Below are 12,282 nucleotides of genomic sequence, written 5' to 3'. Positions count from 1 at the left end.
GGCGGCGCGATCGACATGTCGTTGTCGTTGAGGATGACGATCAGGCGGGACTTGAGCGCGCCGGCATTGTTCATCGCCTCGTAGGCCATGCCGGCCGAGATCGAGCCGTCGCCGATCACCGCCACGACGTTGCGGCGCGGCGGCGTCTCGCCGCGCGCCTTCGCGGCGGCATCCGCGAGGTCGCGGCCGATGGCCATGCCGAGGCCGGCGGAGATGGAGGTGGAGGAATGCGCCGCGCCGAAGGGATCGTAGGGGCTCTCGGAGCGCTTGGTGAAGCCCGAGAGGCCGCCGCCCTGGCGTAGGGTGCGGATGCGGTCGCGGCGACCCGTCAGGATCTTGTGGGGATAGGCCTGGTGGCCGACGTCCCAGATGATGCGGTCGTCGGGAGTGTTGAAGACGTAGTGGAGGGCGACGGTGAGCTCGATGACGCCGAGGCCGGCGCCGAGGTGGCCGCCGGTGACCGAGACGGCGTCGATGGTCTCGGCGCGCAGCTCGGCGGCGAGCTGCGCCAGGTCGCTCTCGGGCAGCTGGCGCAGGTCCGCGGGAACGCGGACGCGGTCGAGGAGGGGAAGGACCAGATCGGACACGTCGTAACACTCGCTCATTCGAAGGTGGACCCCGCCGGGCAACGCGGCCCGGGGTCCTCGCAGATGGCGGCCGTTATACCGCAAGCGAGGGATCGCGCCATCGGCGCCGCGCAACCGCTTCGGTTGCGGCTGTGCGCATCGCAACAACTCCCAAGAACATCCTGAACTCACGGTGAATTCCGGCGGCGAGGCGACAGCTGCGCGGGGATGCGGTAGAATGAGCAGGTACGGCGCGATCTCGCCAATACGCATCCCCTCACGGAGGTCCGATGGGACGGCCGATACCGGTGCGCGGGTTCATCCTGGGCATCCTGCTGACGCTGCCGGGTCAGGCGCGGGCGGTGCCGCTCTACCCCGCGTTGGACCCCGCCTGGCTGCCGCACCTGCCCCGTTGCACGCCCGCCGATCGCACCTGCGACATCGTCTCGCGGCGCCGAGTACTCGTCTGCACCTGGCGGGTGCGGCCGACGCCGGAGGGCCCGCGCCGGGTCCGGATCTGCGGGTGATCCCGGTCGTGGCCGCCGCCATGGGGCCCGTCGTGAACCAGGCCGTGCGGCTGCCGGCCCGCAATGCCCTCCTGATGCTGCTCCTCGTCCTGCCGGGGCCGGCCCTGGCGCGCAGCTGCCCGGAGCACTTCGCCGGCGGCACGCTCCCGGTGCTGACCAATCCTCGGCTCTCCGCCGACACCACGCTCCTGTGCTACCAGGCTTTCGCCGTCCTCTATTCGGGCCTGTCGCGCACCCCCCTCTATGCTGCCGAGCACCTCACCGCCGCCCGGGTCGAGGCCGCCCGCCGGGTCGACCGGGTCGATGCCTTCCATGAGGAAGAGCAGTTGCCGGAAGCGGCGCAATCCACCCTCGCGGATTACGCCGGCAGCGGCTGGGACCGGGGCCACATGGCGCCGTCGGGCGACATGCCGACCCCGAGCGCGCAAGCCGAATCCTTCAGCCTCGCCAACATCGTGCCGCAGAACCCGGACGACAACCGCCGGCTCTGGGCCGGAATCGAGAGCAGCGTCAGGGCGCTGGCGATCGAGCGCGGCGACCTCTTCGTCGTCACCGGGCCGCTGTTCGAGGGCGCGAGCGTGCAGTCCCTGCGCGGCCGGGTGCTGATCCCGACCCGACTGTTCAAGGCGGTGTACGATGCCAATCGGGGCGAGGCGGGGGTCTACCTCGCCCGCAACGCCCCGGGCGAAGCCTGGGAGGCGATCTCTCTCGACCGGCTCGCGGCGATCGGCGGCATCGTCGCCTTCCCGGACCTGCCGGATTCGGTCCGCCGCCGCATCATGCCGCTGCCCGAGCCGAAGCGCGACGAGTATGCCGGCGGCCCGCGCAGCCGCCGCGAGCCCGGGATCCTCGACTGGCTCGCCGCCGAGCTGCGCCGCGCCGCCCGCCGCGCCTGGCGCGACTTCCTCCGCTCGCTGTTCTGAGACGACGCAGATGTCCGGGAGGGCGCCCATGTCCAAGAAGACGCAGATGTCCGAAAAGACCCCCGCGCAGGCGAAGCCCGCCTTCACCCCCTTCGCCGACGATGCCGCGGTCCAGACCCTCGGCGGCCTGACCTTCGAGAACGGCACCGCCCGGATCGCACTCCACGGCTCGCTCGATCTCGCCCGCGACCGGGAAAGCCTGGAGCGGGCACGCGCACTGGCAAAGACCCTGGCGGCGATCGTGGCGGCGCTCGAAGGCGAGGCGGACCTGCCGGAGCGGGCGGACGAGGTCCGGGTGGCGACGCAGGCGGTCAAGAACCCGTTCGGGTGAGGGGTCCCTCAGGAGAGGGGCGGGCACCGGGCGCCCTCACGCCGCCTTGCACCCCCCCGGCGGCCCTGGTAAGCGCGGGAGCAATCCCCATTCCCACGCGCGGCCGACCGCGCCGGCGCCCGGCGGTCACGATCGTCTCCCGGGAGCCGGCCCGAATCCGGTCAGGACCATCGGACGCACAACCGCGCGACGACACACCGGCAAGATATTCCAGAAAGAACAGCCCATGGCCCGTGAATTCATCTACCACATGCGGGGTCTGACCAAGACCTATTCCAGCGGCAAGAAGGTGCTCGACAACGTGCACCTGTCCTTCTACCCGGACGCCAAGATCGGCGTGCTCGGCGTCAACGGCGCCGGCAAGTCGACGCTGCTGCGCATCATGGCGGGCATCGATACCGAGTTCAACGGCGACGGGTTCGTGGCCGAGGGCGCGCGGGTCGGCTACCTGCCGCAGGAGCCGCAGCTCGATCCGGACAAGACCGTGCGCGAGAACGTGATGGAGGGCGTCGCCGAGTCCCAGGCGATCCTCGATCGCTACAACGAACTCGCGATGAACTATTCCGAGGAGACGGCGGACGAGATGACCCGCCTCCAGGACGAGATCGAGGCCAAGGGCCTGTGGGATCTCGATTCCAAGGTCGACCAGGCGATGGACGCCCTGCGCTGCCCGGGCGACGACGTGGCCGTGGCGACCCTGTCGGGCGGCGAGCGCCGCCGCGTCGCGCTCTGCCGCCTGCTGCTGTGGCAGCCGGAACTCCTGCTCCTCGACGAGCCGACCAACCACCTCGACGCCGAGACCGTGGGCTGGCTCGAAGGCCATCTGCGCTCCTACCCGGGCGCGATCCTGATCGTCACCCACGACCGCTACTTCCTCGACAACGTCACGAGCTGGATCCTCGAGCTCGACCGCGGCCGGGGCATCCCCTACGAGGGCAACTACTCGTCCTGGCTGGTCCAGAAGCAGAAGCGCCTCGCCCAGGAGGGCCGCGAGGAGGAGTCGCGCCAGCGCACCATCGAGCGCGAGCAGGAATGGGTGTCCGCCTCCCCGAAGGCCCGGCAGGCCAAGTCCAAGGCCCGTATCGCCCGCTACGAGGACCTCGTCGCGAAGTCCCAGGAGAAGGGCCCCTCGACCGCCCAGATCGTCATCCCGATCGCCGAGCGGCTCGGCAACAACGTCATCGAGTTCGACCACCTGGAAAAGGCCTTCGGCGACCGGCTGCTGATCGACGATCTGTCGTTCAAGCTGCCGCCGGGCGGCATCGTCGGGGTGATCGGCCCGAACGGCGCCGGCAAGACCACCCTGTTCCGGATGATCAACGGCCTGGAGACCCCCGACAAGGGCGAGATCCGGGTCGGCGAGAGCGTCAAGCTCGGGTATGTCGACCAGTCCCGCGACGCGCTCAACCCCGATGCCACCGTCTGGCAGGAGATCTCGGGCGGCAACGACATCCTGTATCTCGGCAAGCGCGAGATCAATTCGCGCGCCTATTGCGGCGCCTTCAACTTCAAGGGCTCCGACCAGCAGAAGAAGGTCGGCGTGCTGTCGGGCGGTGAGCGCAACCGCGTCCACCTCGCGAAGATCCTGAAGAGCGGCGCCAACGTGCTGCTGCTCGACGAGCCGACCAACGACCTCGACGTCGATACCCTGCGCGCGCTCGAAGAGGCGCTGGAGGATTATGCCGGCTGCGCGGTGATCATCAGCCACGATCGCTGGTTCCTCGACCGGATCGCGACCCACATCCTCGCCTTCGAGGGCGACAGCCACGTCGAGTGGTTCGAGGGCAACTTCGCCGATTACGAGGCGGACAAGAAGCGGCGCCTAGGCGTCGATTCCACCATCCCGCACCGGATCAAGTACAAGAAGTTCAGCCGCTGAGCGGGGACGAGGGCGGCGCTCCGGCGCCGCCCTTCCTTGAGACCGACCGAAAAACGGGCCCCGCGGGGCCCGTTTGCATGTCCGGACCGTCCCGGTGCTACCGGGTGGCCGAGTAGAGCGAGGCGCCGGAGGCGATCGGCGAGGTGACGGTGGAGAAGACGCTGAGCACCTTCTGGACCTCGGTGAAGGGCGCGTTCGAGACGTAGACGAGGTCGCGGTTGCGCATCCGGAAGGCCTGGGAGACGAACAGGCTGTTGGGATCGCGCATGTTGATCCGGTAGACCACCGGCACGAAGTTCGAGGAGAGCAGCGGGCTCGTCGGGCGCAGGCGGCGCACCACCGAGGCCGGCTCGAACCGGAACACGAACACGCCGGCCGGATCCGCCTGGAAGTCGCGCAGGCCCCCGGACTTGGCGAGAGCCTGGGCCAGCGTGATGCCCTCGGCCGAGAACGGGATCTCGTAATTCGCCCCCGTCGCGCCGACCGCCAGGAAGGTCTGGGGATCGCGCACCAGGGTGAGGGTGTCGCCCGGGCGCAGGAAGATGTTCTCGCGGGGGTTCGAGACCACGGCGGTGAGCGGTACCGTCGCGGTGGTCGAGCCGCGCGACAGCCGCACGAAGGTCTCGTTGACCGGCGCCGAGACGCCGCCCGCCGTGGCGATGACGTCGAGCAGACGGTCGCCCTTCTCGGTCAGCGGCACGCGGCCGCCGCCGAGGTTGGAGACCGGCCCGCTGCGGGCTGCCGCCAGGCGGGCGCCGCCACCGGCCGCCGCCGCCTCGCCCAGCACCGTGACGCTGGTGCTGAGCGGCGAGTTCACCGTGAGGAGCACCTGCGGCTGGATCGCCTTGCCGGCGAGTTCCTGCTCGATCTGAGCCTGCACGTCCGGGGCGCGCTTGCCCGCCACCTTGATGCGGCCGGCATAGGGCACCGAGATCGTGCCGTCCCGGGCGACGATCTGCTCGGGGATGCTGGAGGATTTCGAGCCGGTGGAGAAGCGGTCCGGGATCGCCGGGCCGGAGAACAGGCCGCCGCTGCCGGCCTCCCAGATCGTCACGGTCACGGCGTCGCCGACGCCGATCACCGGCTGCACCGACGGGCGCCGGTCGCCGAAGGAGGCGACGAGGCTGTCGAGGGGTCGACCGCGCAGGGCCTCGACCACCGCGGCATCGACGTCGACGATCTCGTAGCGGGCGAGCAGGCCCTGGTCGGTGGCGATGTCGGCGCCCTCCGCGACCGCGCTCGCCGTCGGCCCGGCCGCAGGCAGGAAGCTGCTGCACCCCCCGATGAAGCAAGCGGCCACCAGGACCGCTGGCATACCGACGCGCACCATGCACCACCCTCCGACACCACGCGGGGCCGTCGGCAACGGCCCCTTCGGTCTTCACTCCATCGATGCCGGCCGCGACCGGGCCGGCATCCGCCGCACCGCTTCCGCCGGCGCGCAGCCGCGCGGTCGCATGCGGCCACGCTTCGCCATCCTTCCTCTAGCACCCCGGATCGCTACGATCGAATGAACGGGGCGCCGCGGGGACCGCGATATGCACAAGCGGCGCGCGTGTTGCACAGGCTCCACGGCGGACGGCCCGGCGGGTAGGCCGTCGGCCGCAAATGCGTCGCGAGCGTGGCGGTGGCGGGCGTCGCGCGATTCGGCATCGCTCAAGCGCCGCGCAGGCCTGTGATGCGGATGCATCGATCGGCGCCCGGCGTGTGAATCACGGGCATGACCCCGGAATCTCCACGTTCCTGCCCAGATCGCAGGCCTTATGGCGTCGGTCGCCGGGATCGAGGGCGGCATTGAGGTGTCGGCAACATCGCGATTTTCCACCGGTGTTGCAGACATGCCATTGCCCGGCCGGGGCCGGCCGATACTGTCCGCCTCGTCAGCGGCTCGCGCGCGGTTCGCGCGCCCCGAAAGTCCGTCCGGGCAGGCTGGCCGCAGCCTGCTCGGGCCTTCGCCGTCCCAGGGCTCCGTGCCGGCAGATCGTGATCGGCCGCCGGCTCCCGCCCAGACCCGAGGTGTGCCCGTGAGAGCTGATCCCGCGCGAACCGTCGAGCCGAGCCAGCAGGATTCCCGCCAGAATCAGGGCCAGAACTCCCGCACGGACGCCCGGTCGTCCGCCCGTCCGGGCCGGCGCCAGGTGTTCCTGTTCCTGCAGGGCCCGATCACGCCGTATTTCGCCCGGGTCGCCGACGCCCTGGAGGCGCGGGGCCACCGCTGCCTGCGGGTGAACCTCTGCTTCGGCGACTGGATGTTCTGGCGCCGGGCCGGCGGAATCAATTTCCGCGGCACCCGCGAGACCTGGCCGGCCTTCGTCGCCGACCTGATCGACCGCGAGGGCGTGACCGACCTGATGCTGCTCGGCGAGCAGCGCTACTACCACAAGGTCGCAGTCGCCGCCGCCAAGGCCCGCGGCCTGAACGTCACGGTGACGGATTTCGGCTACCTGCGGCCGGACTGGATCACGCTGGAGCGCGACGGCATGTCGGGCGACAGCTGCTTCCCGAAGGATCCGGACGCCGTGCTGGCCCTGGCCGCGCAGGCGCCGGAGCCCGATCTGGTGCCGCGCTACCGCGACAGCTTCTGGCTCCAGGCGGTCTGGGACATGGGTTACCACCTGATGAGCAACTGGCTCTGGTGGCTCTATCCGGGCTACAAGTCGCACCAGGTGCACCACAACGCCCTGATCTATCTCGGCACCGGGCTGCACATGCTGCGCGCCAAGCGCACCGGCCCGCGGGTCGACGCCCTGGTGCGCCGCCTGCGCGAGGCCGGCACGACCTACTACGTGCTGCCGCTGCAGATGGAGAACGACTTCCAGCTGCGCGCCTATTCGCCGTTCTTCGACCTGAAGACGCCGATCCACGCGGTGATCCGGTCCTTCGCCGAGCACGCGCCGGCCGAGTCGCGCCTGCTCGTCAAGATCCATCCCCTCGATCCGGGCATCCGCAACTGGGCGCGCATCGTGCGCCGCTCGGCCGAGAAGTGGGGCGTGGCCGACCGGGTCGACTTCGCCGATGGCGGCGACCTCGGGGCGATGCTGGACGGCTGCCGCGGCGTCGTCACGGTCAACAGCACCGTCGGCCTGTGGTCGATGCGGGCCGCTAAGCCGACCATGACGCTCGGCGCCGCGATCTACGACATCCAGGGCCTGACCTACCAGGGCGCGCTGGAAACGTTCTGGACCCAGGCCGAGCCGCCGCGGCGCGACCTGTGGGATGCCTTCATCAAGGCGATCGTCGCCAACATCCAGATCCGCGGCGTCTACTACAAGGGCGAGGGCATGGCGGCGGCGGTGGAGGCCACCGCCTCGCGCCTCGACCTCACGCAGGGGGCCTGGCTCGAGGTCCGCTCCCGGGCCCGCACGCTCCCCGAGGCCGGCGACGACCTGCCGGGCATCGAGGCGCTGCAGAACGCCTGATACCGCGACGGCGGAGCTTTGCTCCGCGCGTCTGAGCGAAGACGAAATCCGCATCGCGAAAGCGATCCGACAGGATTGCCGGAAGCAATCCATCGGACGGGGCCGGAAACGGCCCCGTTTTTTTGTTTCCGGACAACCGCCCTGTGCCGGACATACAAGCAGTCGCATAAGTTAAAGCCGGACCGATCGCGCCCATGCTGATCTGACGGCACCGGCCGAGTCGCAATACGACCAAGGGTTGATTCTTCCTGCACGACGTCGCCGAGGAGGACGGGCCCTTCACCTACGTCCCGGGCTCGCACCTGCTGACGCCCGGGCGCCTCGACTGGGAGCGGGCACAGAGCATCGAGTCCCGGGACGCCGCCGACGGCCACCACGCCGCCGGCTCGTTCCGGATCGCCGAGGCGGACCTCGCCGGCCTCGGCTACGGCCCGCCGTTACGGGTGGCGGTGCAAGGCAAAACTCTGGTCATCGCCGACACGTTCGGGTTTCACGCCCGGGCCCCGAGCCTGCGGGCGAACACCCGGGTCACAGTGCATACGTATATCCGCCGCAACCCGTTCCTGCCCTGGACCGGCCTCGACCCCCAAGGCGCTGCCGGGCCTGCGGAGCGTGAACTGGCGCTCTCTCTCGGCCTGCAGGACATGAGGCGCCGCCTGACCGGCCGCGGCGCGCCCTGGCGCCCGGTCGGCGCCGTCGCCGTCGACGCGTCGGCCAGGATCTAGGGTTTACCCCCGCCGCAGCACCCGGCGCCAGATCACCGACCAGACCTGCTTGAGCACCGCCTCGGGGGTGCGGGCGCGGCGCGCCAGTTCGGGATCGCCGGCGGCGAGGCGCTGCACCAGCACCTCGGGCGGGCAGGGCAGGCCGGTGCGCGGATCGACGTAGCGCGGGTAGAGGATCAGGGCACCGGCCACCAATTCGTCGAGGGTCAGGCGGCGGGTGCGGCGCGGGCAGCCGGGATCCTCGGTCAGGCCCCAGCCGGCGTAGAAGGGCAGCCCGTGGGTGGTCACGGCCTTGCCGCGCAGGAGCGCCTCGAAGCCGATCAGCGAGGTCGCGACCTCGACCCGGTCCGCCGCCTCGACGGCGTCGATCGCCGAGACGTCGCGCAGGACCACGTCGGCATGGGCGCTCAACTCGTCCGGTGGCACCCATCCGGGCCTGAGGCCCGCCTCGACGTCGGGATGCGGCTTGAAGGCGATCACCGCGCCGGGATTGCGCTCGCGGGCGAGGCGCAGGAGCGCGGCGTTGCCCGAGACCGTCGCGCCCCCGAGGCGGATCGAGGCGTCGTTCTCGACCTGGCCGGCGACCAGCACCACCGGGCCCGGTCGCGGCATCGCCGGCATCGCCGCGGTGCCGACATTGTACTTGCTGACGCGGGCTTCGATCACGGCCTCGCGCAAGGCGGCGGCCCGGGCGAGGAGTTCGGGCGGAAAGGTCCCGGTCTCGAGCAGCGTCTCGAGGTCGCTCGGCCCCGTCGCGTCGTAATAGACGCCGGCCGCGTCGAGGACGTGCGAGGCGCCCGGACGCAGGGCGACGCCCAGACCGATCGAGCGCAGGAAGCCGTCCTCCATGCGCAGGAGCGGCACGCCGGCCTCGCGGCTGGCGGCCTCGAGGCCGGCCGGCATCCGGCTGGCCCAGGTCACGACACGCCGGACCTTCGACAGCTCCCTCGCCGTCACCGGCGCATCGCCCCGGCGTATCTCCGGGCGGTAGCCCGGCGCCGACAGGGTCCGGGCGATCCAGTCCCGCTTCCAGGCCGAGAAGCCGACGCAGAGGGTCGGCACCGCGTTCTCGCGCCAGCGCGACGCGACGAGGTCGAGGAGCGCGACCGCATCCTCGAAACTGGTCGGCGTGCCGGTATAGGGATCGAAGTAGCGCGAGCAGACGAGGTAGGCGGCGGCGAAGACCTCCTCGGGCTTTCGCCGGCGGGTGCGCCGGGGCAGGTGGAGCCGGTCGTCGGTGAAGCTCCAGCCGGCGTAGAAGGGCAGACCGAAGCAGGTCACGGGCGTGCCCGCGAGCGCCGCCTCGAAGCCGGCATGGGCCGAGACGACGTAGATCCGGTCGCTGTCCTCGGCCACCGACCAGGCGGTGACGGGGTCGCCCACCAGGCGCGCACCGGCCGCCTCCGCGGCGGCGGCATCGATGTGGCCGCGCCGGCCGATCTCGGCGGCGGGATCCATCACCACCAGGCGCTCGGCCTCGGGAGCGTCGGCGGCGGCCGCCGCCAGCATCGCCGAGAAGGCGCTCGCGCCGGCGAGGCCGAAGCCGACCGTCGGGTCGCCGACGGCCTGGTCGACGATCACGATGCGCCGGCATCCGGGCGCGCGGGCCGGCAGGTCGCGGCGGCGGGGGTCGTTGTCGAGGCTGAGCCGACCCTTGCGCAGGCGCGCGATGCCGGCCCGGGCGCGGGCCATCAGCTCGTCGGATTCCCAGCCGCCCTCCTCGAGCATCACCTCGAGCTCGCTCGGCGCCGTGGCGTCGTAATGGATGCCGAGCCCGTCGATGATGTAGCTCAAGGGACGCTCGACCCGGGCGTCGCCGAGCCGCAGGAAGCCCTCGTCCCAGCGGTCGCTCAGGCGCACCCGCCGTGAGGTCGGCTCGCTGCCCAGGCGCCGCGAGCGCCGCGGGCCGGGCCCTTCCGACTCCGACGGCATCCGGGGCCACAACCGCTTCAGCTTGCCGCGATCCATCCGCCTCTCACTCACTGCGGACCGTGCCGCCCCGGCACTGCAACCAGGAGCAGGGGCCGTTCCACATCACCCCGGCCCCGTCAAGCACGCACGCGGCACGCCACGGGCGCACCGCGACCGCTCACCTCTCTGTCCTGCCTCAGTTTTCGTTAAAGTCGTTCTGATTTTTTCGATCCGGCACCGATCGGATTTTTTCGCGACCGGTCCGGGCCCCCGTGCTACAGGCGCGGCCGTGCCGCCGCGACCCGATCCGAGGGAATCCATGCCCGTCATCCTGATCACCGGTGCGTCGAGCGGCATCGGTGCGGCCCTGGCGCAGCATTACGCCGCTCCCGGCACCACCCTGGTGCTGAACGCCCGCGGACCTGAGCGCCTGGAGGCGGTGGCCGACCTATGCCGGCGCAAGGGCTCCGCGGTCGAGACCTGCGCCCTCGACGTGCGCGACAGGGACGGCGTACGGGCCTGGATCGACGACGTCTCGGTGCGGCTCGGCCTCGACCTCGTGATCGCCAATGCGGGGGTCAATGGCGGCCACCCCGCAGGCGGCCTGGAGACCGAGGAGACCGCCTTCCTGGTGCTCGACGTCAACCTGATGGGCGCCCTCAACGTGGCGCTGCCGGCGGTCGCCCTCATGGCCGCGCGGGGTAGCGGACAGATCGCGCTGATCTCCTCGCTCGCGGCCTACGCGCCGCTCCCCGACGCGCCGGCCTATAGCGGCACCAAGGCGGCGTTGCTGGCCCACGGCCTCGCCTTGCGCGAGAAGCTGGCGCCGAAGGGCGTGCGGATGAACGTGGTCTGCCCGGGCTACGTGAAGACCGCGATGGGCGCGGATTACGAGGGCTGGCGCCCGCTCGAGATGAGCGCCGAAGCGGCGGCCAGGCGCATCGCCAAGGGCCTGGCCCGCGACGAGGCGGTGGTCGCCTTCCCGGCGGCGCTCGCCGCGGCGGCGCGGGGCGCCGCGCTGATCCCGGAATCGTGGCGGCGCCTCGGCATGCGCGGCTTCAGCTTCCGGATGAGCGAGCGCCAGCAGCGCTGACCTTTCCCCGGCAGCGCTGACCTTTCCCTTCGTCGCGGAGGCTTCGAAAAACCCGGTGCGGATCGCCCTGTTCACCCTCGAAGCCCTGCCCAACGCCCGGGCGGTGCGCCGCTTCGTCGCCGACAACGCCGCGCGGATCGCCTTCGTGGGCTTGTCCGACCCCGAGCGGCCGAGCACCGGCGGGCTGACCGGCCAGGTGCGGCGCCACCTGACGCGCTCCGGGCCCGGCTTCCTGCCCTACCTGGCGGTGAATTTCGGCCTTCCCGACCTCGTCCGGGGCCTCGCTCCCGCGACGCAGGCGCTGTCGGGCAGCCGCGACGTGCCGGAGGCGACGCCCCTGCGCAGCCTGTGCCGGCGGCTGAACCTGCCGCATGCCACCATCGCCGACGTGAACGGGCCGGAGACGACCGGGCACCTGCGGCAGCACGGGGCCGAGCTGATCCTGTCGTTCCACTTCGACCAGATCTTCGACGCCGCGACCCTGGCGGCGGCGCCGAAGGGCGGGCTCAACGTCCACCCCTCGCTGCTGCCGCGCCATCGCGGCCCGGTGCCGACCCTGCACGCGCTCCTGGAGGACAGGCCGGATTTCGGCGTCACGGTGCACCGGCTCGCCCCGGCGATCGATGCCGGCGGCATCCTGGCGCAAGCGCCGGTGACGCTGCCCGGGGGCGTCACCGCCTCGCGGGCGGCGATCCTGCTGCACGAAGCCGGACGGCCGCTGCTGGAAGGCGTCCTGGCCGAGGCCGAGCGGGCGGGCGGGCTGCCGGAGGGACGGAGCGTTCCGGTCCTGCCGTATTGCGGTTTTCCGACACGGGCACAGCTGCGCGACCTGAAGCAGCGGAACCGGAAGCTCGTCGATGCCGGGGATCTGCGCGAGGCGCTGAGCCTGTCGCTCAGGCCGTGAGCAT

The 12,282-nt window shown here is 71.4% G+C and carries 11 protein-coding genes; 8 read left to right on the top strand and 3 right to left on the bottom strand.

Features of this window, described 5'->3' with window-relative positions:
• On the bottom strand, nt 1-587 hold a 587-nt coding region (locus G4G93_RS12990), incomplete at its 3' end, for a 1-deoxy-D-xylulose-5-phosphate synthase N-terminal domain-containing protein (RefSeq protein WP_312891941.1).
• A gap of 269 nt (nt 588-856) precedes the next feature.
• Between G4G93_RS12990 and G4G93_RS12985 the strand changes: the two genes are divergently transcribed.
• The 4 genes from G4G93_RS12985 to ettA all read left to right on the top strand — a co-directional run bounded on the left by G4G93_RS12985 (nt 857) and on the right by ettA (nt 4,226).
• Nucleotides 857-1,093 carry a hypothetical protein gene (locus G4G93_RS12985; RefSeq protein ID WP_165084793.1) on the top strand — a complete coding sequence of 79 codons (237 nt, stop codon included), beginning with the start codon at nt 857-859 and terminating at the stop codon, nt 1,091-1,093.
• Between the two features lie 20 nt (nt 1,094-1,113).
• Entirely contained in the window at nt 1,114-2,016 is a 903-nt protein-coding gene (locus tag G4G93_RS12980; protein ID WP_206289744.1) for a DNA/RNA non-specific endonuclease, read from the top strand.
• Between the two features lie 28 nt (nt 2,017-2,044).
• Nucleotides 2,045-2,347 carry a hypothetical protein gene (locus G4G93_RS12975; RefSeq protein ID WP_246736728.1) on the top strand — a complete coding sequence of 101 codons (303 nt, stop codon included), beginning with the start codon at nt 2,045-2,047 and terminating at the stop codon, nt 2,345-2,347.
• A gap of 226 nt (nt 2,348-2,573) precedes the next feature.
• Nucleotides 2,574-4,226 carry an energy-dependent translational throttle protein EttA gene (ettA, locus tag G4G93_RS12970; protein WP_165084791.1) on the top strand — a complete coding sequence of 551 codons (1,653 nt, stop codon included), beginning with the start codon at nt 2,574-2,576 and terminating at the stop codon, nt 4,224-4,226.
• Nucleotides 4,227-4,323: 97 nt separating this feature from the next.
• On the opposite strand, the gene G4G93_RS12965 is transcribed toward ettA, so the two are convergent.
• Nucleotides 4,324-5,556 carry a polysaccharide biosynthesis/export family protein gene (locus tag G4G93_RS12965; RefSeq protein ID WP_206289722.1) on the bottom strand — a complete coding sequence of 411 codons (1,233 nt, stop codon included), beginning with the start codon at nt 5,554-5,556 and terminating at the stop codon, nt 4,324-4,326.
• 694 nt (nt 5,557-6,250) lie between these two features.
• On the opposite strand from G4G93_RS12965, the gene G4G93_RS12960 reads away from it, so the two are divergent.
• Both G4G93_RS12960 and G4G93_RS35925 read left to right on the top strand, forming a co-directional pair.
• Nucleotides 6,251-7,645: a capsule biosynthesis protein gene (locus tag G4G93_RS12960; protein ID WP_165084789.1), complete on the top strand. Its 1,395-nt coding sequence runs from the start codon at nt 6,251-6,253 to the stop codon at nt 7,643-7,645.
• 449 nt (nt 7,646-8,094) lie between these two features.
• Complete coding sequence (locus tag G4G93_RS35925; RefSeq protein ID WP_246736727.1) at nt 8,095-8,370, top strand: hypothetical protein; 276 nt, start codon at nt 8,095-8,097, stop codon at nt 8,368-8,370.
• A 3-nt stretch (nt 8,371-8,373) separates the two neighbouring features.
• On the opposite strand, the gene G4G93_RS12950 is transcribed toward G4G93_RS35925, so the two are convergent.
• Nucleotides 8,374-10,338 carry a capsular polysaccharide biosynthesis protein gene (locus G4G93_RS12950; RefSeq protein WP_165084787.1) on the bottom strand — a complete coding sequence of 655 codons (1,965 nt, stop codon included), beginning with the start codon at nt 10,336-10,338 and terminating at the stop codon, nt 8,374-8,376.
• A gap of 262 nt (nt 10,339-10,600) precedes the next feature.
• On the opposite strand from G4G93_RS12950, the gene G4G93_RS12945 reads away from it, so the two are divergent.
• Entirely contained in the window at nt 10,601-11,374 is a 774-nt protein-coding gene (locus G4G93_RS12945) for an SDR family oxidoreductase (protein WP_165084785.1), read from the top strand.
• Between the two features lie 55 nt (nt 11,375-11,429).
• Nucleotides 11,430-12,278 carry a formyltransferase family protein gene (locus G4G93_RS12940; RefSeq protein ID WP_165084783.1) on the top strand — a complete coding sequence of 283 codons (849 nt, stop codon included), beginning with the start codon at nt 11,430-11,432 and terminating at the stop codon, nt 12,276-12,278.
• The last annotated feature ends 4 nt before the right edge of the window (nt 12,279-12,282 follow it).

It is taken from the genome of Methylobacterium sp. DB0501 (assembly GCF_011043735.1).
Lineage (GTDB): Bacteria > Pseudomonadota > Alphaproteobacteria > Rhizobiales > Beijerinckiaceae > Methylobacterium > Methylobacterium alsaeris.
This window is presented reverse-complemented; position numbering and strand designations above follow the sequence as displayed.

Bases quoted from the DNA above. Each gene is read 5' to 3' on its own strand.
- G4G93_RS12985 (WP_165084793.1), top strand. From the start codon at position 857: ATGGGACGGCCGATACCGGTGCGCGGGTTCATCCTGGGCATCCTGCTG.
- G4G93_RS12980 (WP_206289744.1), top strand. From the start codon at position 1,114: ATGGGGCCCGTCGTGAACCAGGCCGTGCGGCTGCCGGCCCGCAATGCC.
- G4G93_RS12975 (WP_246736728.1), top strand. From the start codon at position 2,045: ATGTCCAAGAAGACGCAGATGTCCGAAAAGACCCCCGCGCAGGCGAAG.
- ettA (WP_165084791.1), top strand. From the start codon at position 2,574: ATGGCCCGTGAATTCATCTACCACATGCGGGGTCTGACCAAGACCTAT.
- G4G93_RS12965 (WP_206289722.1), bottom strand. From the start codon at position 5,556: ATGGTGCGCGTCGGTATGCCAGCGGTCCTGGTGGCCGCTTGCTTCATC.
- G4G93_RS12950 (WP_165084787.1), bottom strand. From the start codon at position 10,338: ATGGATCGCGGCAAGCTGAAGCGGTTGTGGCCCCGGATGCCGTCGGAG.
- G4G93_RS12945 (WP_165084785.1), top strand. From the start codon at position 10,601: ATGCCCGTCATCCTGATCACCGGTGCGTCGAGCGGCATCGGTGCGGCC.